Below are 25,841 nucleotides of genomic sequence, written 5' to 3'. Positions count from 1 at the left end.
GTGAACGAATTTTACCTAATTGAAAAAAGGATTTCGGAAATACAAACAAAGATCGAGCTCTATGAAGAACTTTATGGGACTGAAGAATCGGTAGCTTCCCTTAACAAAACTTTCCCTGAATGCTTTGCAAAACTTCAAGAGGCGCTTTTTTTTGAAATTATTTGCCGAATAAGTGCTCTATTTGATCCTGCTTCTTCTGGGAATGACAAAAACTTAACGTTAGATTATTTAGTTAGTATTAGCGATAAAGCCGACTCAAAAGAAATACATTCGGTACTTGAATCTTTGAAATCTGATTTCAAAGAAACAGGTTTAAAAAAAATTCGAAATAAACTTTATGCTCACAATGATTTGAGTGCATATATGCGCAAGAAAAAGTTCGCTACAAATATAACCTACAAGTCTTTAACATCTTTGTTGGTCAAATGTTTTTCCTTTGTTCGAGATTTAGGTATAGAGTCCGGGAAAGTGAAGCCGGATCAGCTAATCTATCGTTCTACAAAACTACCTAAAAATCGTAATGGAAAAGCGTTGATCGACAGGTTAAACAACGCATAACAAACCGCTGTAGTCGGTCGCAAGCTCCCTGGGACAATAACACGTGGGCTCAGTCGCTTCGCTCCAAATTTTAGCCCACGTGTTATTGCCCCTAAGCGGGGTGTTAGGCGTCATTTACTTACAGCATCCAAAAGTAGGTTCAGCCGTGACATTCCAGCAACAAGGTTGATTCGCTAGGTTGTCTTTACGGCTTGCTTTTTCGGTCGTTTCAACGGCTTTAGCAACGCGCATTTTATCAACACCGAAACGCCAACATTCAACATCACCAGTCTTCTAAACTCGCTCTTTTATCCAGCGATGTCGTTAACATCTGGCATTTCGCACAGGGTTGTTTTATCTTAAATTTAATAATTTAAACACGCGGTCTAATTGGCTAGTGGTGGCAGCAAAGCTGCGTACTTTCAGTTGTACGCCTAACAAAACGCTGTTGCCACTCCCTTCGGTCGCTGGGACGCTAACACGCGGGCTGACTCGCTTCGCTCGGATTTTAGCCCACGTGCTAGCGCCCCAAAGCTTAGCGTTATACGCCATGGAGTTTTTAGTTTTTGCAGTTTGAGCAGGTATATTCTCGAATTAAGATCGATTCAGCTATTTTCACATTCGGCGCTCCGAAGGAATCACCAAATTCATTTTGTTATAGAATTTTTTGCGCTGGAGAAAGCTCTTACTCGGTAGAACAGTTTGATCCCAGTAACCTTAACGGACTGAAAGTAATTGTCGAAAAATTAAGCCAACTAACCCCTAATAAGCCTCGCGCTACAATAAAAATAAGAGTCAGTAGATTTATGTCAGTTCGTCTGAGTTTCAAAAAATATGATGAAGAAAAAGGGTTTAAAGTTAAAGCTTATATTCTTGGCTTCCTCTATTTCAGTAGCACCGGCTTTCTAGGTAGTTACGTGACAGTCCAACAAATTAAAAGCTTAATTAACTATCTTAATAAGTGTATTGAATCAAAAAGTGGCGTATAACAAAAAAATTAAGTCACTCACTTCGTTCGCTGGGACGCAAACACGCAGGGCGGCTTCGCCATTATGCCCCACGTGCCTGCGCCCGTTATCGAAAAGTTATACGCTATGAGCATCAAGGATAGAAATGCAGCTTAAAAAACCTAAGTATCTTCTCATTACTCAAAAGTTAGGGCTTAAGTTACCACTAGTTTGGTGTGGTTCAGCGTTCTTAATTGGCGTGTTTACTCAAGAAATAGCAGCTGCAATCTTCATTTCATTTTCATCTTTTTTCTTAACTTGGCTTACTTGCAAACTTTCAGGCTTTTTCTTCAGCTTCCAAGAACACAGCGGCATTCTAAAAAACCACACTTACGACAACGTTATAAAAGCAATTTGGTTTATAACTCTGTTTTGCCTCATAGTGAATTTCTTTAAATCTCTACTCATTAAAACAGGAAGTGAAGCATTCTTGGGCTGTGTATTTTCAATCGTTTATTTTGCCTTTATGCTTTCTGCATCAAACCGCTGGGGTATGCACTTCGTTGAAAAACGCGTATAACAAAAAAATTAAGCCACTCACTTCGTTCGCTGGGACGCATACACGCGGGGCGGCTTCGCCATTATGCCCCACATGCCTGCGCCCCTTATTTAAAAGTTATGTTCTTTAAATGGATTTAGTGAATTGAATAAAAGCAGAAAATTTAAACTTTGGTTATTAGCTTTAATTGTCTGTATTGTTGGCTTTCAGTTTTCTGCACCAAGCATGACTTTTTATACTAACCCGTTCTATATCGGCAGCTTCGTTTTCGCTATAGCAATATTAATAAATTCGCTTAATCACTTCTGTCCACAGTGTAAAAGAAATCAGGTTGTGCTTTCGTTAAAGCGGTTTAAACTACCCAATGATACATGGCCCAATTGTGGTTACACGTTCGGTAAAAATGGTGTTGAGTAATCTCAGTGGCTTAGAACATAACAAAAAAATCAAGTCACTCACTTCGTTCGCTGGGACGCAAACACGCGGGGCGGCTTCGCCATTATGCCCAACATGTCTGCGCCCCTTATTTAAAAGTTATGCCTCAGGTAAATGAAAAAATTAGTTCTCATTTTTAAAGTTGTCTTTTTAGTTTTGCTCGGAGTTCTTTCCGTAAAAATGATGTACGGTGATCCCGTACAGAAACCAATAGAGTCACTTTTAGCACAGCGCATTGATTATGCCGAATGTCCTACCGATAAATACGCAAGGCCATTTTTTCAAGTTAAAGGCGATGAGACAAAATTTCATGTTATTAAAGAATTTGCCTATCGGACAGGATGCTCTGGGAAGAAAGAAAGCACAATAATCGGTAAATCCGTATCCTTTAGCTATTTCAAAGATTCACCAACTTCTGGCAAAGTAATAGAGGTATCTATAAACGGTAGTCAGATTTATTCACAAAATGAATTTGTGGGTAAATCAACTTCAGCAGGGGCGTTACTCTTTATGGTTGTTGTCGCATTCTCAATCTGGAGCTTTTTTGGTGTAAAAAGGCATAACAATCCACTGTAGTCGCCCGCAAGCGGGCTGGGACAAATACACGTAGGCTCAGTCGCTTCGCTCCAATTTTAGCCTACGTGTATTTGCCCCTAAGTGGGGTGTTAGGCCTATTTTGATGAAGTCAGTGACGATCATTTTATTTTCTCTATTTCTTGGCTCATGTTCAATGAGAGACGATTATCCTAGTGAGTGGGGGACTCTGCTTTCTGACTGTTCAGACGAAACCATATTGGTGAGCAACAAGGGTTTACGCTCTTCTGAGTATGGAGATGATAAGTTATCAGCAATGCTCGTCCCCGATGCTCAATATAGTCATCTCGCAGATCAGTTAAGAGTATCGATTGTCGCTTCCGCAAGCACTATAAGCATTGATTTACTTTTAGATTCCGAAATAGTTGAAACACTTAGTATAAATACATCCGAATTCAAAGGGTGTGAAAATGGTGGTTTTGTTGTAGCTCGCAGTTCAGTTGTTAACAGCGGCGGTGCCATAGCAAAAGAATGGTGGGAGTTTACATTATACTTCAAATCAGACTCATTGATTGTGTCAAAGAAAAAGGGGGCTATTGGAACACTGTTCTTTGTTCCAATAGCAGGCACAGAAACTCAGTGGCTTCGTTTTGACAAGGCCTAACAAACGCATAAACATGCTCACTTCGTTCGCTGGGACACTAACACGGCGCGCCTTCGGCTATTATGCGCGCCATGTTAGTGCCCGTTATGCGAGGTGTTAGGCTTCTCACATAGGCAACTGGTTTTATAATGGAAAAGGAAATTTCTAGGTTCATTCAAGAGTTTTTATCCTTCACACCACAAGGGTCTTTATATTCTGTAGCGCGGCTACTAAATCAAGAAGAACACGAGAAGTATAAATGCATTATGATTCGATGGAGCTCTTGGCATTTTTGGTATTTCAACGCACCAAAGTCAAAAACTATAAAGAAAATTGCAAAAGATTTTCGTAAAAAGATTGGCATGTATGGAATTGAAGGTGCTAACTCACTTGTCACAGGTGTTATAGCTAGAGAGTCCGGCGGTTGTGTTTTTGTAACAACATACTCTACAGGTAATCAAAAAATGGAACCATTGTGTTTCGTTATGGAAAACCAAGATAAAAATTGGGCGCTTATGCAACATGAGGTTTAAATAAGCTAAAGTGGCAAAGCCTAACAACACAATCAACTCACTCACTTCGTTCGCTGGGACGCAGACACGTGGGGCGGCTTCGCCATTATGCCCCACATGCCTGCGCCCCTTATCTAGAAGTTATATTTTTCGGTGACAATTATGGACATAGTTACAACTGGAGTTGCTTTTCTAATAGGTGTAGCAACAGGCGCAGGAGGCACATACTTTGCCGATAAATATACCGATAAGAGACGAAATAAAGAAAAGAACAAACAAGATGCATCTCTTTTCGAAAACATTTGGAACCAGCACCTTCCACTACTGAAAGAGATGAAAGAAGATTTAGAAAATCCAGATTTAATACATCACCGGAATTTTTATCTACTAGACAGCTCATGGATGTTCAACTTCGATGCCCCTTATCTTGTTTATTACATTGATAAACATTCAAGTCTGGAAAATCAAGTGGCAATCTTAGAGTCTCATGGCTTTGTAACGGAAAATTCGGAGCCCGGGAAAAATGTTCGCAGGTTTCGATTTACAGAGCAGTTCGTTGAAAAGTTGAGGGCAAAAAAATATAACAAACGCATTAACTCGCTCGCGGGCTCGCTGGAGAGCTCCCCCTATAAAGTAGACACCTAACCAAATATCAGGTAGGTGCAAAATGGCATGCTTCGCATATTGTGCCATTCCGTCACTGCCCGTTAGCTTAAAATTAGGCACCATGGAAGGAACAATGAAAAATTTTACTTCAAATGCAATATTTGCAGCACTTTTAGGCGCAATTGTTTGGTTCTTGTCTCCTTATATAACTGGCGAAGTAGAGCCTTGGGATGCTTTCCCTCTATTCTATTCAGTATCTTTGATCATCATGGGTTTTATAGCTGCTATCCCTAAAACCGCTTCGTTAGCTAGCATCTATGTTGGTACTATTGTTGGTCAGTTTCTTTATATGCTAGTTTTCTTATCTAGCGGTCCTCTTATACTGGTGGGTGTATTTAGTTTAGCTATTTACAGCTTACTCACGTTAGTTGGCCCCCTTGTAAAACGAAGGCTCAATGATGCCTAACAAGCCAATAAACAACGCACGCTCGGCGTGCTCGGACAATTCCTCGCTGGCGGCAGCGCCATTTTCGCCAGCAAGAAATTACCAGTTATTGGGGTGTTAGTTGCAATAAGGATGTTTATAAATTATGTATTGCCCTAGAACGAAAACACCTCTTAAAAAAGTCAATGTTGGCAGGGTATCCGTATATGTAAGTGAAGCTTGTGGCGGTGTACTTTTAGAAAATCAAACTCTCAAAAATTTTGAATGCCCGAGCGACAAACGAGGAAAGGCTTTAGCTAACCATTTAAGTCAATTCCATAATGAAGTAGCTGATCTTACGCAAAGAGTAAGTTGCCCTGTGTGCTCAGACACAGTAATGCTACGACGTTTCTATAGTCCATTACATGCTGTTGAAATAGATGAATGCCCAGGTTGTGGTGCAATATGGCTGGATACTGGCGAACTTGAAAAGTTGCAGTCTTTGATGCTCAGCGAAAAGGATCGAGCAATTCTTCGTCACGAGTTGATGAAAGAACACGAGAGAATCGAAGTTAAAGGTCTTCCTCATAAACATGACAACTGGCATAGACGAAGCGACAAGGTAGACGCACTTTTTGACCTTGCTTCATATATTACCAATGGTTGGTAGTATCATTGCGTATAACAAAACGCTATTGTCACTCACTTCGTTCGCTGGGACGCAAACACGGGGCCGCTTCGCGATTATAACCCCGTGCCTGCTCCCCAAAACTTAGTGTTATGTTTCAAGTGGATGTCAGATGAAATTTCTCTTTATTTTTGTTCTTTTAGGGAGTGTAGCCTGCACGTCGTTGGACGCTGAAAAAAATGATGTAGAAAGCAATTTCTTTGTAGGCATCCAAAATGACGTTTTAGTATACGAAGGGTCGATAACTAAGTCTTCGAACTTAGCGATTTTTCAAGCATTTGAAAAGTCAAAGGAAAAGCCAAAAATACTTATTATTTCAAGTTCAGGTGGAGAAATTAGTGCAGGGATGGACCTCGGTGAGTGGATACACAGCAATAAGCTAAATATAGAAATAAAAAATCTCTGTTTATCCTCGTGTGCAAACTATGTTTTACCCGCAGGTAATATTAAATACTTGCATAAAGACACAATTTTAATGTGGCACGGAAGTGCTTGGCAGAAACAGTGGGATACCACAGATTCTGACGAATCATTTTATTCTAGCTATTTACCCAAAATGAGAAAAAGAGAAGCTGCTTTTTATCATAGAATAGGAGTCGATAATCTTATTACTGTGTACGGACAAAATGAAATGACCATGTGGGATAAATTAACATCTCTTTTTGGCAATGATTTAATAGGATGGGATTACAGCTTAGATGATTTAGAACGATTTGGCATATCGAAAATTATTCTCATAGACAATCATTGGAATTGGCGCGAATATCAGCCTAAAGCTCGCAACGCGATAAAACGGATTACATTAAAAGGGAATTATTCATTTATGCTTCATAGGTTTGAAACATAACAAAAAATTTAAGTTCGCCCGCAGCTCGGGCTGGGACGCAAACATGTGGGCTGCTCACTTCGTTCGGATTTTAGCCCACACGTCTACGCCCCTTATTTAAAAGTTATATGCTTCTTGGGAACTTCATCAATAAGGATTTTTATGAATCTAAATGCAACGTTTTGGGGACAAGCACTATTCATTCTCGCGTTAGTTGTAATTTTCTTTACCATCAAATTTGCTAAAGGAAAGGCTGACAATATCGGGTTGGTTGCCATTTACGCCGTCTTGCTCAACTTCTTGATTCCACCCGTCGGGTGGTTTTATTGTTACCGATGGGCAAATAAATAATGACTTAAAACAAATACCATCCACTTTGTAGCTAGGATTATTTTTATTATAAAGTGGGTTTGTAAAAGGTTTAAAATTGTACGCACATAACAACCCAATCAACACACTCACTTCGGCCGCTGAAGGCTATATGCAATGAATGGTTTGAACTTTGTCATAACTTTAGCAATCGTTTTTTTAGTGCACATTGCTCTAGCAAGCTCGATATTATTTCAATTTTCAAAAGTAATATCCAATCTACAACATAAAAAGAAAAACAAATTCACAGCACAGAAAATTAGTGAATTAAAAGCTCATAAGCCTTTGGTTTTGTTAGTTCCGATCATAGGCCCAATAATTGGTTTTGGAATAATTAAAGGGTTAAACACTGATATCCCAGAAAAAGGACTTTTGGTTAATTCACCAGGAAATACAGATATTAGCTCGGATGGTGATTAGAGGTTTGCATGTCTTAGCCTGCTGTTTAATCGATATCCGTAAAAAGATTCATCGAGAAAATATATGACTCATAGTGAAATACATCGCTCACAACGCGTAGGTTGGTTACGTGCAGCAGTACTTGGTGCAAATGACGGAATTGTATCTACTGCAAGCCTTATTATTGGCGTTGCAGCTGCTAGCACTTCTCATGATGGGATTCTTCTCGCAGGTGCTGCAGGTTTAGTGGCTGGGGCTATGTCTATGGCTGCTGGTGAATATGTTTCGGTTAGTTCTCAGTCAGATACTGAAAACGCCGACCTCGCCATTGAAAAAAAATCGCTGGAACAGAATTTCGAGTCTGAAATAGAAGAACTTGCAAAGATATACGAAGGAAGAGGCCTTAATGCCGCTCTGGGTGCTACTGCCGCACGTGTTGGCGGAGCATCTATTACAGTAGGTGCAATCAGAGTGACATTCTGGGGGGCGCTTGCAATGGCATTAACAGCAGTTGTAGGTCGAATCTTTGGCGTAGTTGCATGACAATGGGTTTATCTAGGATAGCTGCTTATTTAAAAGTAAGTTGCTATTGGCTATAAAAAATATCCGCTCCGCAAGCTGGAGTAATTACCTGTTACCGACTCCCCTAATCGCGCCCACAAGTAGTTGCGCTCTAATAACTGGTTAGGCTTTGATGCAAGGATTGGAGTAAATTGAAAATATGAGTTAAGAGAAAAAATACGTTTTAGAGTTGGGAAAAGAAACTATCAACAGTGTGTGAAATGTCTTGTAACAATCTGCTGTAGCCACTCAACGCTAGTTGGGTGTTATATTTCTCGTTAATTTAATCAGGAACGTTCTATTAAAAGATGGACAATATTGATGCTGAATTAGCTTTACAAAAGATAACTAAAATTCAGAACTTAGAGAAAAAATTCTCTCGTGCCTACTACGTCCCCGGTTTTGCGTTTCTATTCGTTGTAATTTTTATTCTCATCAACAACGTGTTTATCTCCCCTATTGGTAATGGTTATCTAGCCATTTTATTGGCTTCCAATATCTTTGTAACAGGAAATGCCGCAATACAAAGAACAGAGTACCTAAGACAAATAATCGCGCTGAAGGAAAGCGAGTGTATTGCACGTTAATATTCTTGGCGAATTAGTTAGATAAACAAGGCTAGTGGAACACTTGAAGTTTATATTTATCGTTCTCATTTTCATATTTATTGGTGGCTGTACCACGGGTAAGCTCTACTACACCGACAAAAGTGGCAAGCGCAATTTAGGCTGTGATGTAGCGTTTACTGGCTTGCCCAGCGTAGATAAATTTGCTGTGGAGTATGCGCTTAGCTTGTGCGCGAAAAACTTTATTGCTAAAGGCTATGCTATCGATGATGAGAATGAATACCTGATTGGCGTAAACACCTCAATCCCGCAGCCACCTTGTGACAAAAAATGGGATCATTCAGTGGCCAAAGCAAAATTCAAACAAGGCTTACTCTCAAAAAAAGAGTACGGTTATATAGTGGCGCATATTGATCTTGGTTTGGCTGAGATAAACCAATGCGAAGATAACAATGAGATTGAAACATTAAAGCTAGGGTGCAAATATGGGCGCTGATTCGTATTATAGCGCTTCTATTTTGCCGCTTTATACTTACAAAATAAGGGAATTAAATGAAAACTAAATTAATCGCCGTTTTGATAGCGTCAGCCATTTCGTCAGGGTGCGCATCCACCTCTAACAAAACGGTGAGTGATTTTCTTGACGGGGCATCTTCTAGCGCAGAAAAAAGAGAACAAGAAGAATCAAACGTAATGCACGCTAAAAAGAATTCACCCGAAACCGATGCCATAGAAGACAGTATGTCAGGTGTATTTACCGCCCTTTTTCGTGGCATATTTGGCTCAGAGTAGCGCCAGCATTCACTAAATATATTGCATATAAAAAGTACGAGACAGGGTTTTGCCGGAAACATTTCCTAAAACCTTTTTGTTAAAAGGCCGTGCTGATTTACTTTATCATAACCCTTTAATTCTTCTGTAAAATGCTTAAGGTTTAAGGGTATTTTCAGCATTAGAGCTATCAAGGGTAAAGCAAAATATGAAATTGGAAATGAAGCATTATTTACTATTTTTATTCTCGTTCGTGACAGTATTTACTTCAAGTGCAGCCCCTCAAATTCTTAGCGTTGAGCAAGATGGTATTGTGGGTCACTATTATCAGCAACCCGCCAATTCATACAAGCAGCCGGTTATTGTGCTTGGTGGTTCAGAAGGCGGAATTCCCACAAAGCTTGCCAAAGTCATCGCCGAAAATGGTCACCCAACATTAGCCGTTGCTTATTTTAAAGCCGCTACACTTCCCAAAGAATTAGAGAAAATTCCTCTCGCCTATTTCGAAAAAGCAACAGCGTGGCTTCAACAAAAACACCCCGCACAAAAACATATCACGCTGGTTGGTTGGTCTAAAGGCGCCGAGTTGGCGTTGCTGCTTGCGTCCCGCGACACTGTATTTGATCGTGTAATCGCCATTGCGCCCAGTTCTGTGGTGTGGGCGGGTATTCTAGCTGATTGGCAGACGGTACCTGGCTCCAGCTGGAGTCAAAACGAAAAGGAATTACCCTTTGTTGCCTTCAACCCAACTGGACCTGTTGAAGGATTGTTAGACCTATATTCTCAATCTTTAGAAAATAGAAATGATGGCGGAAGTGCGACAATCGCAGTTGAGAATATTCGCGGTAATGTTGTGCTATATTCGGGGGGAATGGATGAAATATGGCCATCCTCTTCTATGGCGGTTTCTATCTGCCAACGTATGACAGAAAACGAGCTATCTCGCTGTAAGCATGTTGATTCCCCAGAATTAGACCACCTGCTAAATTACAAGATGTTAGTGCCCTCAGAAGACTTGTATAAGCAGTTTATTCAAAGTGTCGACGGTAAATAATAACTAGCCCTTTGAGTAGCAGCCATCAACTGGCTGTAGCGTTAATAGCTCGAAATGTGAATGAATTTTATGTACGTTAAATAAGCGCAATTCATAAAAGGATTCTCGTTTGAATACCATTGGAAAAATAGCCATTGTCATATGTGTGATCGCTTTCATGACCTTTTACAATTGGCTTCCTGATATGTGCGGTAACGATTTTTATTCTGAAACGTTGTCTCCTAATGGCGAACTAAAAGCAGTAATCTTTCAAAGAGATTGCGGGGCAACCACAGGTTTTAGCACTCAGGTTTCTATTTTGGACACTGATGAAACCTTGGAAAATGATGTTGGTAACATATTTCGTATGGATGGGCACCCTAACGATGCTGCCCCTATTATTTCGTGGGAGTCAGATACAACACTTACTATTAAAAAGGCGGTAAACAATAAAGAGTACTTCGCTGAATCGACCTATGGTTGGTTTAATCCCATTCAGATACGCTACAGTGCCTCGTAAGACTAGTAAGGACCCAAATTTGACCAAAGTTGCAATAATAACAGGGGCCAGCAGAGGTATTGGTGCCGCTACCGCTTTTACGCTATCTAAACAAGGTTATCGCGTTTGCATTAACTACCTTAAAAATAAAAACCATGCAGAAGCTTTGTGTACTTCAATTAATGACAACGGCGGCGTTGCAGTTACGCATAAAGCGGATGTCTCCGTGGAGGCAGAGGTCCAGAATATGTTTAACAGGGTAAACGCTGAGTTCGGCGCTGTTACGCACCTAGTGAACAATGTCGGCGTGCTTTTTACCAAAACTGCATTTTGTGATATCGGTGCCGAGCGCTTCAAAACAATATTGACTACGAATGTACTAAGCGCCTTTCTTTGCTCGAAAGCTTTTGTAAAACAAGTTCAAAGTGATGGCGCAATTGTGAATGTATCTTCGATTGCATCTCGTACAGGTGCCCCGTTTGAATACGTAGACTATGCAGCATCGAAAGGTGCTATGGATTCACTCACCACAGGTATGTCCTTAGAGCTTGCCGGCCAAGATATTAGAGTCAATAGCGTTCGCCCTGGCTTCATTGCCACTGATATTCATGCAGACGGAGGGGAGCCCGACCGCGTAAATCGCCTTAGCTCACAAATCCCAATGGGTCGCGGTGGTAGTGCCCAAGAGGTTGCTGATGCTATTGCGTGGTTATTATCAGGTGAAGCGTCTTACGTGACAGGATCATTTATCGATATTGCTGGTGGCAAATAGTAAAATACATCTAACAATAATGGTTGAACCTATTTCAGGTTCTGCCTCATCGACTAGAAACTCAGTCGGTTTATTAACGAATTAGCCTCGTTAGCCGTATTAGCAATAAACGCTATTTGTATTGTAATATGGCAAAACTCACTAAACTGAACAAAACTGACTTCAATTTTTTAGGCTGTTCATATGAAATTTAAAATACATTACCTATTTTTGATAACAGTATTTGTTTGCCACTCGGTGACAGCATCGGTAACAAACGCTGAATTTGTTCCCTGTAAAGAACTGGCAGTTGCTGTTCTGACTCAATGTTTGGATGGAAATAAAAGTCAATGCTGGGAGGAATCCGAAGCACAATACCATAGTTGTCGAGATAAAGTGACTCGAAGGCATGGCCATATTAGTGAGCGAGTCGATGCAGAAAAAAAAACCGTTGATAGCAAGACAAAAACCGAGAAATCATAACTATCAGTTTATTTAAAGTTGACGCTTTATTAGCGCACGGCTGTTACCGCCTTTTTTTCGCCAAGTGCAAGCTAACGATAATGGCCAAGGTTATCCGCTTCTACTATTAACCTTCCACAACCTAACTTGCTTGCTTTCAAATGCCATTATAGCGCTTTCAAAAGCCTATTCGAGTTTTACTACCCCGTTGGCAAGCGCACCGTAACTATTATTTTGCACACTGGGTGCACCTTAATATGCCAATACATATTTATAAAAAAATCTGTTTGTGTTAACTCGTGTTACTGATGATGAAATAGAAGCTCATTAATGCTTGATAGATAAAAGCTATCTCCAATTACTATTGCTAACTGTAGCCAAATCTTTAAGCTGTAATTGTTATATTATCACATAACAAAAACATAAATTATTAATCAATACCCGACGTTTTTTATGTAGTAACGAAGTGTGAAAACGGTGCCGGCGTTTTGCGCAAATGCCCAAATCGTTTTAAAATTTGGTAACCAGCTTTAAGGCCAACAAAAGATATTTTAAAGGAGAGGTATACATTATGTTTACTAAAGAGATGGTGCATACGGCACTACAAACTTGGTGCGACAATGTAGTAAAAGTTGGAAAAGTTCATACCGAAGGTGGAGACGTTCAAGCGTTTTCTCTTCAGGTACTTTCTGACAGCTATGATTATGACAATGGTCATGTGTTGTTTAAGCCTACTTTGACGTTTGGTCAGCAAACGTTCCGCCCGACTAAAGAAGGCGCGCTTTCGTATTTTGTAGGTGGAAACAGCGACTACCCCGACGACAACGGTTTTAAGCTTAAGCCTTGGGTTAAAGTGTGGTACAGCAAAGAAAATTTTATTTTAAATGGTGAACTAGCCATTGTGCAGTGCAATGTTCACTTTATTGGGGAAGACGACAGTCACATCTTTGTGAACAAAAGTTTTGTCTTTAAGCAATGTGAAGATGGCAAAGTGCGTATTATTTTGCATCAATCTTCATTGCCTTATCAGCCGTAAGGGGCTTATTGAAGATTAACCCATGCGCGTTGCATTTTATAATAAAGTAAATGCAACGCGATATTGGTACTAACGATTGCGTCTATTATCTTCCAACTCACTTTCAATCATGTCTTCACGCTGATTGACCGGAAGCATTTGCTGGTCAAAATCACTATGAGGATTGGTTTCACTATAAGCCAGCGGTTCGTTCTCGCAATTGAGCTTGTTCGTTAAAACTGCAACACAAACTGGCTTCTCGGCTTCAGCACGAGGATCATGACTAAACGTACAAGCAGACAGTGTGGACAATGCGCCCAGTGCCACTAGAAATAAAGCTGAGCTTTTTATAACTGAACTGGTTTTCGTCATACCACCATGTTTAAACATTATAAATCCCTAAATTAACTAACGTTACTTACCACTTGGCAATGCAGAACTTAGTGCTCTAACTGCACAATACTATTTTTAAACTGAACGATAAAACGTTTGGAACTAACCAGCATGTAATATAGATTTAGGGTCACCAATGAGCGCGAATCAATGTTAACGTTAAGTCACTCGCTTTCTTTACGACAAAACCATATCGGTTATAACCACAAAGTGATTAACAATGGATATATTTTCCATTATATTCAATTAAGGCTATACGTACCCCACTCTCAATGGAAATGGATGGAATGAACATAGAATCAAAAGGATCTTTGGTAGTAGTTGGTACAGGTATTACTGTATCTGGCCAAATGACCTTAATTACGGAAAGCCTACTTAAAACAGCCGATATCGTATTGAGCGTTGTAACAGAGTCAGCGCTTGTGAATCTGCAAATGATTAACTCGAATGTGGTGTGTTTACGCCACCTTTACGAGCAAGGCAAGTCTCGGGCACTCACCTACCAAAAAATGACCCAACGCATTGTTGATGAAGTCAAAGCAGGAAAAAAAGTGGTGGCGGCGTTTTATGGTCACCCTGGGGTATTTGTCAATCCCTCACATGAGGCCATTAAACAATTAAAAAGCGAAGGGTATGACGCCGAAATGCTGCCTGGGATTTCTGCCGAAGACTGCTTAGTAGCAGATTTAGGGCTAGACCCCGCACATTATGGATGCCAGTCTTATGAGGCAACTCAGTTTCTGCTAAGGCAATATACCTTAGATCCTCATATGATGCAGATTATCTGGCAGATTGGCAGTATTGCCGATTTCACGCATAACAAAAATCGTGCATCGCACCCGGGCTTAACGCAGCTAAGAAACGAATTGTTAAAGTACTTTTCTCCTGAGCACACCATTATTGTTTATGAAGCCTCTACTATCCCCATTGCCGCACCTCGAATAGAATATCTTGAACTTAAAGATTTGGCCGCTGTAATACCAAAACCTATTACTACGTTGGTTATCCCCTCTAAAGGGTTACCAGATTTTGATATGAAATCGATGGCAGAACTAGATTTAACCCCTGCCCTTTTTGAACAAAAGCTATTTGGCTAAAACCTAAATTTCTAACCACATAAAATAAAGGAATAAAAAATGAATGATTTGTTGGTAAAGTTTTTAATCGCTATGGATAAAGATGAGACGTTAAAACAGCAGTATGTAAGCGATCCTAAAGGCACGGCTAAAGCATTTGGTCTATCTGATGAAGATGTTCAAATATGTGCTAAAAACGATGTTAATGCGATAAAGAGCCGATGTGAGGCTGAAGGCGCAGATAACCTAGAAATTAGTCACTCGAAATAGGTTGATGCTGGCTAGATGGATATAATTTCATGAGATTGTTGCGCCTTTTGTGGGTAGTGCTTTTAGCACTGCCCAGCTTTCCTGTGTTTCCTCAAGACGCAACGGTTGATATTGATAAGGTATTACAAACTGCCGATAAGAATGTATTCGTTAACCCCACCCTCGCAAAGAAGCTTCTTACCCAAGCCGAGAGGTATTTAGCAGACAAAGACCTTCCAGCCTATGAAGCTCACTTGCTTAATCTAAAAAGTCATTCGTACATTCTGGAGGGTAACTATCAACTTGCCTACGAAAAGGCAACACAGGCAAAGAAGCTAGCCACAGAAGCTGGTAACCAGATGCAACTTGCCGAAGCGTTAAGACGACAAGGAATAATAACTTATTTCTTTGATTTATACGGTGAATCATTAGAATTACTACTTAATAGCCTGAGTATCCATCAGTCGTTAGACACCACCTACATACAGAATACGCTGCAAGCCATAGGAAATTTGTATGCGAAATCGAATCAATGGGCAGATAACCTAATAAATACAGGTGAACAACTGGTTGCTGAATCAATTAAACGCGGCAACGCCTATTATGAAGAGCAAGGGTACGGTTTTATTGTATCGGGCCTGTTGGCTAAGGGAGAAATAAAACAAGCGAAATCATTGATTGACCAAGTAAATACTGATCCCGATAAATTTGCTCCCATCTTAAATTTCTATCTGGCAAAAACCCTCCTTCAATTAGGTAACCATGAAGAAGCGCTTGCGGTTACTGAAGATATTATAAAGTATGCAGTTACTGGAAAACACCGCCAACGAGAGCTTGCGGGGCTTGCGTTGCGGTCAGAGGTTTTACTCAAGTTAGAACGTATTGATGAAGCCACCCAAACGGTGTTGAAGTTCTTATCAATTGCACAAGATTTAGATATTACTGAATATCAGTATGAAGGCTTAAAGATACAAGCCAATATTGCGCTACTTCAAGGCCAATATCGTGATGCTTACCAATTTCTTTTACAACATTCAGAATTAAAGCAGCAGGTTTTTGATACGCGTCAATCAGAGCAATTAGCGTTTAATAGAGCACGTTTGGAAACCGATCAAAAGATACAAAAAATTACTGAATTAGAACTTAGTCAGCAACTGTCAGAACAAAATAGTACGTTTCAAGTGTACATCATTGTTACTATTTGCTGCGTAGCTGTTCTTTTATTCTTTATGTTTGTTATCACACTTAAACAGAAGCGAGAATTGCGAGAGCTTGCGTTAAATCTACAAAAAGCCACCGACGCGAAGTCAGAATTTTTGGCCCGTATGAGCCACGAAATTAGAACGCCCGTGAACGCGATAGTGGGGCTTACCAAGCTGACACAAAAATCTGTCGTTAATGAAGAACAGAAAACCAACTTAACCCAAATTGAACAGTCGTCTCAAACCCTGCTAGGGGTAATAAACGATGTGCTAGATTTTTCAAAAATTGAAGCGGGTAAACTTGATATTGAATCTGAGGCATTTGAACTCGACAAACTGGTTGAGCAAGTCATTCGGTTGCACGGGTTAAATGCCAGAGAGAAACGTATTGAATTATTACAGTACGTGGCAAGAGATGTTCCCTTGCAAGTCTCTGGTGACGCTCTGCGTATTGAGCAAGTGCTGAATAACCTGCTAAGCAATGCGATTAAATTTACCGACGAAGGCATGGTGTTCGTATCGGTTAATAAAAAATACTCTGAACACGGTGTTTTACTTGAGTTTTCAGTAAAAGATACAGGCATTGGCCTATCAACAAATCAAATAGAATCGCTGTTCGATGCCTTTACGCAAGCTGACGAATCGATTACCCGTAAATATGGTGGAACGGGGTTAGGTTTATCAATTTGTAAGCACCTTGTCTCGCTAATGGGCGGGGAAATATGGGTAGAGAGCAAGCTGGGTCAAGGCGCTACTTTCTTCTTTACGGTGTTGGTTGAAAAGCATAATCAAATGCCACAGCCCGGTAGCTTAGGAAACTTAACCTTATCCGATTTAAAAGTGTTGGTGGTTGACGATGTTATGCTTTCAAGACAGGCAATAGCGGAAGCCTTGTTGCGTATTAATATAAACCCAGACTTGGCCACTGGTGGTAAAGAAGCGTTAATGTATCTGCGCACCGCTATGGCAAGCAACGCACCGTATGATTTAATTATTATTGATTGGAAAATGGCGGATATTGATGGCATCGAATTAGCATCAATTATTAACCAAGAGTTCAGCCAAGGTAAGCCGAACATAGCGATGCTGTCAGCTTATGATATCGAGTCACTTAAGACCCTTGGCCGCCCGGTGGGTGTGGAATATTATTTGCAAAAACCCGTTAATAGCAGCTCATTGCAGAATTGCTTATTGAAAATGTCTACCAAGGGTAAACCTCAAATGGCGACATTAGAAAGCGATGCCAATGTGCCACCCGATTTTTCTGAGAAAAACATCCTGCTTGTAGAAGATGATGCGATTAACCGTAAAGTTGCTAAGCTATTTTTAGCCGATACAAAGGCAAAAGTCAGTGTTGCAGAGAATGGCTTAATTGCTTTGCAAATGTTGGAGCAAGAGAACGTCTTCGATCTTGTTCTAATGGATATGCAGATGCCAGTAATGGACGGGTTAACTGCAGCTCAAAAAATTCGAGAAGAATTAAAATTAGACGTTCCAATTGTGGCGATGACAGCTCACGCCATGCAAACAGAGATAGAAAAAAGCTTCGCCGTGGGTATGAATGCACACATTGTAAAACCCGTTAAGCCAGAATATTTGTATCAGGTATTAAATGAGCAGTTTGTAAAAGAGGCTTAAACCTGACGCTCTTAAAAAGTCAAAGTTAAAGCCTTAATAGACTTAGCTTAATAGCTTTAATAGACTTAGCTTAATAGACGAAATAGCGTTGAGTTTGATAACACAAATAGATACGAAGCTAAAAACTAAGCTAAGAACTCAGTTAACAACTAAACTAAAAAAGAAAAAAGCGGCTAACCTGTTAGGTTAGCCGCTTTTTTATTTATGTTTATGTGCTAGCTGTTGCGCTCTAGCTGCTAGTGATAAATGTACGCGTAACATTCAACGCTTTTAACGCGAAGTTAGATAGGTGACCCCGGAGGTAATGGCTTCACATCAAACGCGCCAGACCAGTGCCCTGATTTCCAGTAAGTATCGAAATACGTGTGCAATACTTCGTCAGCATCTCTGTCACTGTCATCATCTAGCCATTCATCAAACTCAAGCAAAGCACTGTGCATGGCCATTTTAGCTTCAGGCGCTAGTGCTGGGTTCGTTGCGGCTTTCATGATGGCATTCAATGCAACTAATTGTAGGCGGGTAGCAACTAAATCCCCTTTACCGCCGCGTTTGTGTTTCGCACGATACCAATGTACGTTCAATATTTGACGTACAAGCCCTTCCACACCAATGAGTTCTTTTGTGCGGCTACTTTGCCACGCCAAGCGGTTTAAACGTTCTGGATGCAATAACAAAGACAATGCAAAATCACTGGCAGATGCAGCTGCAGATACTGGGTCGAGCATTAGCCCCATTTTTCCTTGAAAATGCTCGCGGGTAACATCGTCACCATAGGCAGTGGGTGGTATAAGTGCCAATACGGCTTCAGGAATAGCTAAATAAGGTACGGTAGTAGCCGTTATAAGCTGCTGCATGGCACGTTGCTGTACTTGTGGCGCTACGTCTTGCTGGCCCTGAGGCGTAGTGTAATCTCCCTTACGCTCGTATTCGTATATTAAGCCGCCCACTTGCTTTGCAACCGCTTCTAGTTGAAAACGATGCAGTAAATAAATGGGCACTAACGCATTCTCCAATGAAGATAAGCTAGCATTGGGCTTTAAGGTATCCATTCCCAGTTGATCAAGCGCATGACGTCTAACCGCAGAGATTTCATCAAAAGCATCTAGCGGATCGGCGCCATTTTCCCACATGTGCCCGTTAGCTGAACTATGACGAGAGCTTCTTGTATCTGAATCTGATTTAAACGCCAGCCCTTTATTACGGGTTTTAACAATTTGCTTAGCCAAGCCTTCGGCTTCTTCATTGGTTGAACCAAACTCTTGATAACCATAAACAATAGCGTGTTTGTCCCATGCGCCTATGCCCTTATCATAAGCCCCTTCAAGGCTTACTTTTCCATCTTTTAAAGTAATTCGAGGGTGTGGATAATCCATCACTGAAGCCATTTCGTTTTCACTGGCAGCAAAGTTGTGCGCTATACCTAGGGTATGGCCTACTTCATGAGCCGAAAGCTGCTTAATGCGATCTAACGCCATAACTTCTTGTTCTGGCGAACTCGCATTGTCACCTGAAAATGGGCTGGTAAGCCCTAGTGCGATTAAATAATCTTGGCGGACACGCAGTGAACCCAGCGTCACATGGCCTTTTATAATTTCACCGGTGCGAGGGTCGACCACAGATGAACCATAAGACCAGCCACGGGTAGCGCGATGCACCCAATTTATCACGTTGTAACGTACATCCATAGGATCGGCATTTTCAGGCAACACTTTCACCTGGAATGCATTTTTGTAGCCTGCTGCTTCGAAAGCTTGGTTCCACCAGCTTGCGCCTTCTTTCAATGAAGACATCACCGGCTCTGGAATACCTGGGTCTAGGTAATACACAATAGGTTCAACCGCTTCGCTTATAGGTGCATGTGGTGATACCTTGGCTAAACGGTGGCGGGTGATAAAACGCTGCTCAGTAGGCTCGTTAATTGCCGTTGAGTAATCAAAATAGCGGAATTTCCAGTACCCTGAGTAGGGATGATAAGCACGCGGTGTATAACCATCGTCAGGCAATGCAACAAATGAATGATGAAGGTGTACGGAAAGGTTCTCAGGATCTGGCGTGACATCAGATACATAGTTACCAGGCTTGCTGCCAGCGAATGTGACTAAGGCTTCAAGCTCGGTGTTTTTCTCAAAACCCTTTGTGCGTGGTAAATACACCCCGCTGCGGTTTTTGTCTGCTTTAAAGCTGCCTTGTTTTTTAGCTGACAACCGGTTGCCGATACCATGAATATCGCTGAATAAAAAAGGTGTGTAGTCGATTAAATTAGCGCTATCACTTTTTGCCACTATGACAAAGCCGGCTAATACCGAACTAGCAAAGGCCTCATTAATACTCTGTTTTTCAGCTGCGCTACCATGGGCTGCGCGGTACTTGGTATTTAACTGCTTCAGCATAAGCTTATTGCCAAAGCGTTCGAAGGTAATTAAGCGAGTGCGTCCTAACTGGCCTCTATCTAAGCCAATGTCGTTAGAGCCTACACCGTAGGGTAAGCTGCTTTGAAATAAAAACTGTTGCTCATCGTTGGGTATCGATAAATACACTTTGTCAGTTTCATCATCATAATAGACGGGGATAAGCCCATCTTTGGCGGACATCTCTTCGGTGAATTCGCTGATAGTAGGTAAGGCTGCCCATACCGGTGTCGCGAAAAAAGCGGACACGACGACAATCATTAACCACCGAACAGCGCTAAATGAGAACGGCTTCTCACCCTTCGCCTTTTTATTACCTTGTTTGTTTTCGACCAACACGACTGATTTCCTTTTAAATAACGCGTACGCTGTATTTTACTTTTTATATCATCACAACTTATACCTCTTCTACCCTATCGTAAGTGATTGATTATGCATATGGCTATTCATCGAAAAACACTGTGAATTAAGGGAATTTTTAATAGGTGAGGTGCTAGCCTAGCCATTGGTAACTAATACTTGTGTGCATTGCTATTAAAGATTGCGTCTAGCACCGCTATTGATAATGACTACACGTTAACGCTACCTGCTTTTGTTATTAGGTATGGCGACTTTGTTGGTAATTAGGTTTGCACAATTGATATAGTACTGGGCATTGTCACCCCACGTTGTAATAAAGCATGTTGAAGTACGCTACACGAGCCACCACCCTATCTCCTTTTTTAGCCATGGCCTATGGTGAAAAAGCCACTGCGCTTAGCAATCAAGGGCACGATGTTATACGGTTAAATTTGGGTGAGCCCGATTTTGGCGCGCCCACACCGGTTGTTGAAGCCATGAAGCAGTCGCTGTCTCAGGCTGATTACCCGTATACTTCAGCGCTAGGCTTGCCTGAACTTCGCAGCGCCATAGCCCAGTTCTATAAAACACAGCACAACGTTGATATTCCGGCTTCGCGCATTGTGGTTACCGCTGGCGCATCTGCGGCTTTGTTATTAGTGAGTGCAGCGTTAGTTGAAAACGGCGATAAGGTGATACTTGGCGATCCCTCATACCCCTGTAACCGTCGATTTTTAAACACCTTTGGCGGCGAAGTTACATTAGTGCCTACTTCAAGCGAACAACAATTTCAGTTAACGCATAACGATGTAACGCACCACTGGGATAGTAAAACCAAAGGCGTCCTCATCGCCAGCCCCGCTAACCCAACCGGCACCGCTATTGCTAAAAATGAATTATATAGTATTGGTGAAACCTGTAAGCAAAACGATGGTTTTCTTATTGTTGATGAAATTTACCTAAACTTAGATTTACGTGAAGGCTCGCCTTCTACTGCAGAACAACCTACCCCACTAAACACAGTGTTGGCGAATGAGAGCCTTCATAACAATACCATTGTAATTAATAGCTTTTCCAAATACTTCGGTATGACGGGATGGCGTTTAGGTTGGTGTGTGGTACCCGAAGGCATGACACAAGTTATGGAGCGATTAGCGCAAAATTTATTTATTTGCCCTTCTACCCTTGCTCAGCAAGCGGCGCTCGCCTGCTTTACACCAGAATCACTGGCCCAATGTGAACAGAAGAAAGCACTATTGCGCACCCGCGCTACGTTTGTGATGCAAGCCATTGCAGACATGGGCTTGAGTATTGATGCCACACCAGACGGCGCGTTTTATGCGTATATCAATATTGAACCCACTGGCCTTACCGCCATTGAATTCTGTGACCGTTTATTGGAAGAAGAATATGTGGCATTAACACCCGGTGATGACTTTGGTGAACACAATGCCACCCGTTATGTGAGGTTATCGTTTGCCACAGAGATAAGCCGGTTAAAAGAAGGCTTAGCCCGGATAAAACGATTTGTTGAAACATATACTGGCTAGCCGTTATTTTTTTGCTTTTAGCTATGTCGATTTAACTGTTTTGCTTTATCTATTTTGCTTTATCAATTTAAGAAAGAGTGCGCATTTTATACTGGTAGTGAATTTCATTTGTATTCACACCCAAATCAATACTCAATTATTACCTAAAAAAATAATTTAAGGTTGATGGATTGCGTATATTGGTTGCACATAAGTCTTCCATGAAAAATAAAATAGGACACGATATTTATGAGCGATCAACGGGAATTTGATGTTGTAATTTTTGGTGCCACAGGCTTCACAGGTAAATTGGTAGCTGAGTATTTTCAACGCCAATATGGCAGCGACAGTAGCGTAAAATGGGCTGTTGCCGGTCGCAACGAAGCTAAGCTTGCCGATGTTAAAGCCGAATTGGGCATTAGCGATGCGGTAGTAAGTATTGTTGCAGATGGTGATGACGACGCAGCACTAGATGTGCTGACTAAGCGTACTTCAGTCGTACTGACCACTGTAGGGCCTTATCAAATTTACGGTGAGAAACTACTTTCAGCCTGCGTTGACAACGGCACTGGCTACACCGATTTATGTGGTGAGCCTGCGTGGATGCACCAGATGATCAACAAGTACGAAGCCAAAGCAAAAGAGACTGGTGCTAATATTGTGTTCTCGTGTGGTTTCGACTCTGTACCTTTCGATTTGGGCGTTCACTTTTTACAAGAACACGCTAAAAAGCAAACTGGTGCAGCGATTGAATATGTTAAAGGCCGTGTAAGAAAAATGCAGGGTACGTTTTCTGGAGGTACAGCAGCCAGCTTAAAAGCGACTATGGTAGCGGCACATAAAGACAAATCAATCATGTCTGCACTTATTAACCCGTTCTCACTTGCCGATGCTAACCAAAGTCACCCACAACCCGATGGCACCAAGCCATACTACGACGAGTCTTTAGGTTCGTGGGCTGCGCCTTTTATTATGGCAGCTATTAATACTAAGAACGTACACCGTTCTAACTACTTGGCGAACTTCGCCTACGGTAAAGCCTTCCAGTATGATGAAATGATGCTTACTGGCCCGGGCGAGAAAGGCGAAGCGATGGCGAACCACGTTGCCCAAGACAAGTCATTAGGTGGTGAGGGTGGCCCTAAGCCGGGTGAAGGCCCAAGTAAAGAAGAACGTGAAAATGGGTTTTACGATGTTATGTTTATTGGTGAGGCAACTAATGGCGAGACCCTGGCGGTATCGGTAACCGGTGATAAAGACCCAGGTTATGGCTCAACCAGTAAAATGATTTCAGAATCTGCCCTTTGCCTTTGTAAAGATGTGTCACTTTCTGGCGGATTCTTTACACCTGCATCTGCGTTGGGCGATAAATTAATTTCTCGTCTCACTGAAAAAGCAGGGCTTACGTTTAACGTCGAGAAATAATCTACTGCTATAACACTACGTCTTTAAAACGCCGCTGTGAGTCACTTTTCACGCGGCGTTTTTGTTTTTTACACACTTGCATCTCCCTCCTCAGTTAGCCTTTTTTCCTTAAGTCTTATCACTCTCCCTATTCCTTCATGCTTATGCTCACCTATCTTTTGCATAGCAGATAATTGCCAACAAAGTGTAAAGGTTTGAACAGATTTCGTCTTATTCACTCCTAACCTTTGAACAACAAGATGCCTGCCCCCTCGCAGATCCTTGCCCTCGGTATGCAAATGGATGAAGGGATCGGTACTAGCCACATAGGAACACGTGGGGTTTATTCCGCACATTAGCTCATTAACTCTTATTACCTCTTACCTATCAGTGCACCAAAATTGCCAAGTTGAAGTATACAAAGTAAGGCTAAATTAATCTTATCGACTTTTTTGGTACTACCGATGAGAAAAAGAGTAAAGGAGATAACCATGGCCAACCAACACGCTGCACAGATTAAAAACGACGACACGTATGAAGCACTTCGGGATAAAGGCTACAGCAAAGAAAAATCAGCCAGAATTGCCAATGCGCAAGCCAACGATGCGCAGTCGCCCTCGAAAAAAGGTGGTGAAAGTAAAAAGTATGAAGAACGTACGAAGCAAGAACTGTACGACAAAGCAAAAGAAGTCGGTATTTCGGGTCGCTCAACCATGAGCAAAGGTGAGCTAATTGACGCATTACGACACCATTAATAGCAAATTGAGCGCAACCTTATTAATAAATAACAAGCGTATGTAATGCTAATGTGTGTCGGTCTAGGCTATATCAAGGCTACATAAAAAGCCGGTGATTTTGCTGTTGTTAGAACCAATTAAGCCAACAACAAATTCACCAGCATTTAGTCTTTCTAATATCTTACCGGCCTTAAAGACCTTTCGGCATTATGCTAACACTGTTTTTAATGCTTTTACGCACGCGTCAGTTTCTTCAGGAATACCTACACTAATTCGCGACCATGTGTCGTAGCCAGGCCATGTGCGGCCAACCACTTTAATACCTTGCGCTTTCATTAACTTTGCAAACTCGTCATGTGGCATACCGGTATCCATGTAGATGAAGTTGCCTTGCGGGTTTTTCGCATAAGCCTGCCCAAGTGATTCAGCTGCGGCTGTTAGCTTCTCACGCTCAACCTTTACCCGCGTGCGCATGGTATTTAGGTTTGCATGATCTTCCATGCTGGCCATACCCGCAACTAATGCTAAGTAGTTCACACCACCCATGCGCAACATGCCACCCATCTTCTTAGCTTGTTCCGCTGGTAAAATGGCATAACCTAAACGCTGACCTGCCATGGCGTGAATTTTAGAGAAAGTACGGCAGATAACGACATCATGCCCTTCTGCCACTAACTTTGATTGTACGTTAGCAGGATAAGCGTCTGACATTTCGATGTAAGCTTCATCGATAAATACCTGCGCCTTTTTAGACACGCGCTTTGCAAACGCGGTAAGCTTAGCAGCATCTACCACTGTGCCCGTTGGGTTATTAGGGTTACAGATATACACGGCAGTAGTGTCTTCAGTGACAGCAGCTTCAATCGCGTCTAAATCGAAATTCATATCTGCATCTAGCGGAACATAAGTTACATCAGCGCCCATGAATTCAGCGCCACGAGGTACACCCTCGTAAGTAGCCATTGAAGTTACCAGTTTATTACCGTTTTTTGTAATCCAATCGGCGTAACCAAATAAGATTGGAGAAGATCCATTGGTAACAATAATTTGATCTTCAGATACCCCTTCTTGTGCAGCAATTTTGCTTTTAAGCACATCCACCGTAGCATCTGAGTAGCGTGCTAAGTTGAATAATTCACCTTGCATGGCATCTACGGCTTTAGCTGAAGGGCCAAAGGCGTTTTCATTAGACGATAAACGAACAAGGCCGTCACTCACATTAGGGGTAGCAGTAGGAAAATGATCCGTTTTCATACCTGCTGCGCTAAGTTCTTTAACGCTAGAGTCTACACATGCTGTTAGCGCAACTGCGCCAGCACCTAGACCAACTGACTTTAACCATTTACGACGTGATGAGTTAACTGATGGATTATTTTTTAATTCTTGTTTCATTTGCCACTAAGCCTTATATGTACACCGAATTTTAGACTAATGGGTAACAAGCGGGCATGCAAGTGAGAATTTTAAGTAACCCACTGAATTCATTGCACTTATTTAGTGCGCGCAATGCTCAAAAATGTACATTGCTCATAAATAGCTAAATTGTGTTTTTAATTCTTCCTTACATAAGCTTTCGTAGAATCCACATATAAGGCGGTGAAACTCTGGTATTTAGGTATAGGGGAACATGGCATTGTGCAACGATAGAATGTCGCCCGTTATCTGGCAAGAAGAGGGATTAGTGCCGAAATTTCATCACTCGTGTTTTGACTATTATCTTAGAAGTTAA

28 protein-coding genes are annotated in these 25,841 nt (G+C 41.5%); 25 read left to right on the top strand and 3 right to left on the bottom strand.

Features of this window, described 5'->3' with window-relative positions; genetic code table 11:
• From R1T43_RS09315 to R1T43_RS09225, 19 genes are all read left to right on the top strand, one after another.
• Nucleotides 1–558 carry a hypothetical protein gene (locus tag R1T43_RS09315; protein ID WP_317355299.1) on the top strand — a complete coding sequence of 186 codons (558 nt, stop codon included), beginning with the start codon at nucleotides 1–3 and terminating at the stop codon, nucleotides 556–558.
• A 1,092-nt stretch (nucleotides 559–1,650) separates the two neighbouring features.
• A complete protein-coding gene (locus R1T43_RS09310) occupies nucleotides 1,651–2,064 on the top strand; it encodes a hypothetical protein (RefSeq protein WP_317355297.1) in 414 nt (137 codons plus the stop codon).
• A gap of 528 nt (nucleotides 2,065–2,592) precedes the next feature.
• On the top strand, nucleotides 2,593–3,054 hold the full coding sequence (locus tag R1T43_RS09305) for a hypothetical protein (RefSeq protein ID WP_317355294.1): 462 nt from the start codon (nucleotides 2,593–2,595) through the stop codon (nucleotides 3,052–3,054).
• 103 nt (nucleotides 3,055–3,157) lie between these two features.
• Nucleotides 3,158–3,676 (top strand): hypothetical protein, encoded by a 519-nt coding sequence (locus R1T43_RS09300; protein ID WP_317355291.1) that lies wholly within the window; start codon nucleotides 3,158–3,160, stop codon nucleotides 3,674–3,676.
• A gap of 128 nt (nucleotides 3,677–3,804) precedes the next feature.
• A complete protein-coding gene (locus R1T43_RS09295; RefSeq protein ID WP_317355288.1) occupies nucleotides 3,805–4,188 on the top strand; it encodes a hypothetical protein in 384 nt (127 codons plus the stop codon).
• Nucleotides 4,189–4,329: 141 nt separating this feature from the next.
• Nucleotides 4,330–4,812, top strand: coding sequence for a hypothetical protein (locus R1T43_RS09290; protein WP_317355285.1), 483 nt, complete (start codon nucleotides 4,330–4,332; stop codon nucleotides 4,810–4,812).
• 94 nt (nucleotides 4,813–4,906) lie between these two features.
• Complete coding sequence (locus R1T43_RS09285; RefSeq protein ID WP_317355283.1) at nucleotides 4,907–5,239, top strand: hypothetical protein; 333 nt, start codon at nucleotides 4,907–4,909, stop codon at nucleotides 5,237–5,239.
• Between the two features lie 124 nt (nucleotides 5,240–5,363).
• Nucleotides 5,364–5,867, top strand: a complete 504-nt coding sequence (locus R1T43_RS09280; protein ID WP_317355281.1) for a zf-TFIIB domain-containing protein — start codon at nucleotides 5,364–5,366, stop codon at nucleotides 5,865–5,867.
• A gap of 130 nt (nucleotides 5,868–5,997) precedes the next feature.
• Nucleotides 5,998–6,732, top strand: a complete 735-nt coding sequence (locus tag R1T43_RS09275; RefSeq protein WP_317355278.1) for a hypothetical protein — start codon at nucleotides 5,998–6,000, stop codon at nucleotides 6,730–6,732.
• 465 nt (nucleotides 6,733–7,197) lie between these two features.
• Entirely contained in the window at nucleotides 7,198–7,500 is a 303-nt protein-coding gene (locus tag R1T43_RS09270) for a hypothetical protein (protein WP_317355275.1), read from the top strand.
• Nucleotides 7,501–7,563: 63 nt separating this feature from the next.
• Complete coding sequence (locus R1T43_RS09265) at nucleotides 7,564–8,022, top strand: VIT1/CCC1 transporter family protein (protein ID WP_317355272.1); 459 nt, start codon at nucleotides 7,564–7,566, stop codon at nucleotides 8,020–8,022.
• Nucleotides 8,023–8,348: 326 nt separating this feature from the next.
• Nucleotides 8,349–8,627 (top strand): hypothetical protein, encoded by a 279-nt coding sequence (locus R1T43_RS09260; protein ID WP_211071292.1) that lies wholly within the window; start codon nucleotides 8,349–8,351, stop codon nucleotides 8,625–8,627.
• A gap of 34 nt (nucleotides 8,628–8,661) precedes the next feature.
• Nucleotides 8,662–9,102, top strand: a complete 441-nt coding sequence (locus R1T43_RS09255; protein ID WP_317355268.1) for a hypothetical protein — start codon at nucleotides 8,662–8,664, stop codon at nucleotides 9,100–9,102.
• 56 nt (nucleotides 9,103–9,158) lie between these two features.
• Nucleotides 9,159–9,398, top strand: a complete 240-nt coding sequence (locus tag R1T43_RS09250; RefSeq protein WP_211071294.1) for a hypothetical protein — start codon at nucleotides 9,159–9,161, stop codon at nucleotides 9,396–9,398.
• Between the two features lie 187 nt (nucleotides 9,399–9,585).
• Nucleotides 9,586–10,431: an acyl-CoA thioester hydrolase/BAAT C-terminal domain-containing protein gene (locus tag R1T43_RS09245; RefSeq protein ID WP_317355265.1), complete on the top strand. Its 846-nt coding sequence runs from the start codon at nucleotides 9,586–9,588 to the stop codon at nucleotides 10,429–10,431.
• A gap of 109 nt (nucleotides 10,432–10,540) precedes the next feature.
• On the top strand, nucleotides 10,541–10,930 hold the full coding sequence (locus R1T43_RS09240; RefSeq protein ID WP_317355263.1) for a DUF5412 family protein: 390 nt from the start codon (nucleotides 10,541–10,543) through the stop codon (nucleotides 10,928–10,930).
• A 19-nt stretch (nucleotides 10,931–10,949) separates the two neighbouring features.
• On the top strand, nucleotides 10,950–11,681 hold the full coding sequence (locus tag R1T43_RS09235; RefSeq protein ID WP_317355261.1) for an SDR family oxidoreductase: 732 nt from the start codon (nucleotides 10,950–10,952) through the stop codon (nucleotides 11,679–11,681).
• 183 nt (nucleotides 11,682–11,864) lie between these two features.
• The gene (locus R1T43_RS09230; RefSeq protein WP_317355259.1) at nucleotides 11,865–12,143 is read left to right on the top strand and encodes a hypothetical protein; all 279 of its coding nucleotides are present in this window, start codon (nucleotides 11,865–11,867) and stop codon (nucleotides 12,141–12,143) included.
• Between the two features lie 550 nt (nucleotides 12,144–12,693).
• The gene (locus R1T43_RS09225) at nucleotides 12,694–13,158 is read left to right on the top strand and encodes a hypothetical protein (protein WP_317355257.1); all 465 of its coding nucleotides are present in this window, start codon (nucleotides 12,694–12,696) and stop codon (nucleotides 13,156–13,158) included.
• A gap of 69 nt (nucleotides 13,159–13,227) precedes the next feature.
• On the opposite strand, the gene R1T43_RS09220 is transcribed toward R1T43_RS09225, so the two are convergent.
• Nucleotides 13,228–13,527, bottom strand: coding sequence for a hypothetical protein (locus R1T43_RS09220; protein ID WP_317355255.1), 300 nt, complete (start codon nucleotides 13,525–13,527; stop codon nucleotides 13,228–13,230).
• Nucleotides 13,528–13,817: 290 nt separating this feature from the next.
• On the opposite strand from R1T43_RS09220, the gene R1T43_RS09215 reads away from it, so the two are divergent.
• Genes R1T43_RS09215 through R1T43_RS09205 form a run of 3 tightly spaced genes read left to right on the top strand, consistent with a single transcriptional unit; the run spans nucleotide 13,818 to nucleotide 17,695 of the window.
• Complete coding sequence (locus R1T43_RS09215) at nucleotides 13,818–14,627, top strand: SAM-dependent methyltransferase (protein WP_317355253.1); 810 nt, start codon at nucleotides 13,818–13,820, stop codon at nucleotides 14,625–14,627.
• 39 nt (nucleotides 14,628–14,666) lie between these two features.
• Nucleotides 14,667–14,876 carry a hypothetical protein gene (locus tag R1T43_RS09210; RefSeq protein ID WP_211071299.1) on the top strand — a complete coding sequence of 70 codons (210 nt, stop codon included), beginning with the start codon at nucleotides 14,667–14,669 and terminating at the stop codon, nucleotides 14,874–14,876.
• A gap of 29 nt (nucleotides 14,877–14,905) precedes the next feature.
• Entirely contained in the window at nucleotides 14,906–17,695 is a 2,790-nt protein-coding gene (locus R1T43_RS09205; RefSeq protein WP_317355251.1) for a response regulator, read from the top strand.
• Between the two features lie 281 nt (nucleotides 17,696–17,976).
• Here R1T43_RS09205 and R1T43_RS09200 read toward each other — a convergent pair whose 3' ends face one another.
• Nucleotides 17,977–20,364 (bottom strand): zinc-dependent metalloprotease, encoded by a 2,388-nt coding sequence (locus R1T43_RS09200; RefSeq protein ID WP_317355764.1) that lies wholly within the window; start codon nucleotides 20,362–20,364, stop codon nucleotides 17,977–17,979.
• A gap of 419 nt (nucleotides 20,365–20,783) precedes the next feature.
• Between R1T43_RS09200 and R1T43_RS09195 the strand changes: the two genes are divergently transcribed.
• From R1T43_RS09195 to R1T43_RS09185, 3 genes are all read left to right on the top strand, one after another.
• Entirely contained in the window at nucleotides 20,784–21,992 is a 1,209-nt protein-coding gene (locus R1T43_RS09195) for an aminotransferase class I/II-fold pyridoxal phosphate-dependent enzyme (RefSeq protein WP_410549005.1), read from the top strand.
• Between the two features lie 228 nt (nucleotides 21,993–22,220).
• Nucleotides 22,221–23,396: a saccharopine dehydrogenase family protein gene (locus R1T43_RS09190; RefSeq protein WP_317355249.1), complete on the top strand. Its 1,176-nt coding sequence runs from the start codon at nucleotides 22,221–22,223 to the stop codon at nucleotides 23,394–23,396.
• Between the two features lie 470 nt (nucleotides 23,397–23,866).
• Entirely contained in the window at nucleotides 23,867–24,130 is a 264-nt protein-coding gene (locus R1T43_RS09185; RefSeq protein ID WP_317355246.1) for a Rho termination factor N-terminal domain-containing protein, read from the top strand.
• A 189-nt stretch (nucleotides 24,131–24,319) separates the two neighbouring features.
• Here R1T43_RS09185 and R1T43_RS09180 read toward each other — a convergent pair whose 3' ends face one another.
• The gene (locus tag R1T43_RS09180; RefSeq protein WP_061997686.1) at nucleotides 24,320–25,504 is read right to left on the bottom strand and encodes a pyridoxal phosphate-dependent aminotransferase; all 1,185 of its coding nucleotides are present in this window, start codon (nucleotides 25,502–25,504) and stop codon (nucleotides 24,320–24,322) included.
• Nucleotides 25,505–25,841 lie beyond the last annotated feature (337 nt).

Origin of the sequence: Alteromonas sp. CI.11.F.A3 (genome assembly GCF_032925565.1) — a bacterium.
Classification (GTDB): domain Bacteria; phylum Pseudomonadota; class Gammaproteobacteria; order Enterobacterales; family Alteromonadaceae; genus Alteromonas.
The sequence above is the reverse complement of the archived record's forward strand: the minus strand, read 5'-3'. Positions and strand labels throughout refer to the sequence as shown.

Coding starts and splice junctions, on each gene's coding strand:
- R1T43_RS09305 (WP_317355294.1), top strand. CDS start 2,593: ATGAAAAAATTAGTTCTCATTTTTAAAGTTGTCTTTTTAGTTTTGCTC.
- R1T43_RS09265 (WP_317355272.1), top strand. CDS start 7,564: ATGACTCATAGTGAAATACATCGCTCACAACGCGTAGGTTGGTTACGT.
- R1T43_RS09275 (WP_317355278.1), top strand. CDS start 5,998: ATGAAATTTCTCTTTATTTTTGTTCTTTTAGGGAGTGTAGCCTGCACG.
- R1T43_RS09290 (WP_317355285.1), top strand. CDS start 4,330: ATGGACATAGTTACAACTGGAGTTGCTTTTCTAATAGGTGTAGCAACA.
- R1T43_RS09195 (WP_410549005.1), top strand. CDS start 20,784: ATGTTGAAGTACGCTACACGAGCCACCACCCTATCTCCTTTTTTAGCC.
- R1T43_RS09310 (WP_317355297.1), top strand. CDS start 1,651: ATGCAGCTTAAAAAACCTAAGTATCTTCTCATTACTCAAAAGTTAGGG.
- R1T43_RS09285 (WP_317355283.1), top strand. CDS start 4,907: ATGAAAAATTTTACTTCAAATGCAATATTTGCAGCACTTTTAGGCGCA.
- R1T43_RS09205 (WP_317355251.1), top strand. CDS start 14,906: ATGAGATTGTTGCGCCTTTTGTGGGTAGTGCTTTTAGCACTGCCCAGC.
- R1T43_RS09215 (WP_317355253.1), top strand. CDS start 13,818: ATGAACATAGAATCAAAAGGATCTTTGGTAGTAGTTGGTACAGGTATT.
- R1T43_RS09295 (WP_317355288.1), top strand. CDS start 3,805: ATGGAAAAGGAAATTTCTAGGTTCATTCAAGAGTTTTTATCCTTCACA.
- R1T43_RS09185 (WP_317355246.1), top strand. CDS start 23,867: ATGGCCAACCAACACGCTGCACAGATTAAAAACGACGACACGTATGAA.
- R1T43_RS09260 (WP_211071292.1), top strand. CDS start 8,349: ATGGACAATATTGATGCTGAATTAGCTTTACAAAAGATAACTAAAATT.
- R1T43_RS09270 (WP_317355275.1), top strand. CDS start 7,198: ATGAATGGTTTGAACTTTGTCATAACTTTAGCAATCGTTTTTTTAGTG.
- R1T43_RS09280 (WP_317355281.1), top strand. CDS start 5,364: ATGTATTGCCCTAGAACGAAAACACCTCTTAAAAAAGTCAATGTTGGC.
- R1T43_RS09245 (WP_317355265.1), top strand. CDS start 9,586: ATGAAATTGGAAATGAAGCATTATTTACTATTTTTATTCTCGTTCGTG.
- R1T43_RS09200 (WP_317355764.1), bottom strand. CDS start 20,364: ATGATTGTCGTCGTGTCCGCTTTTTTCGCGACACCGGTATGGGCAGCC.
- R1T43_RS09250 (WP_211071294.1), top strand. CDS start 9,159: ATGAAAACTAAATTAATCGCCGTTTTGATAGCGTCAGCCATTTCGTCA.
- R1T43_RS09190 (WP_317355249.1), top strand. CDS start 22,221: ATGAGCGATCAACGGGAATTTGATGTTGTAATTTTTGGTGCCACAGGC.
- R1T43_RS09220 (WP_317355255.1), bottom strand. CDS start 13,527: ATGTTTAAACATGGTGGTATGACGAAAACCAGTTCAGTTATAAAAAGC.
- R1T43_RS09300 (WP_317355291.1), top strand. CDS start 3,158: ATGAAGTCAGTGACGATCATTTTATTTTCTCTATTTCTTGGCTCATGT.
- R1T43_RS09210 (WP_211071299.1), top strand. CDS start 14,667: ATGAATGATTTGTTGGTAAAGTTTTTAATCGCTATGGATAAAGATGAG.
- R1T43_RS09230 (WP_317355259.1), top strand. CDS start 11,865: ATGAAATTTAAAATACATTACCTATTTTTGATAACAGTATTTGTTTGC.
- R1T43_RS09180 (WP_061997686.1), bottom strand. CDS start 25,504: ATGAAACAAGAATTAAAAAATAATCCATCAGTTAACTCATCACGTCGT.
- R1T43_RS09225 (WP_317355257.1), top strand. CDS start 12,694: ATGTTTACTAAAGAGATGGTGCATACGGCACTACAAACTTGGTGCGAC.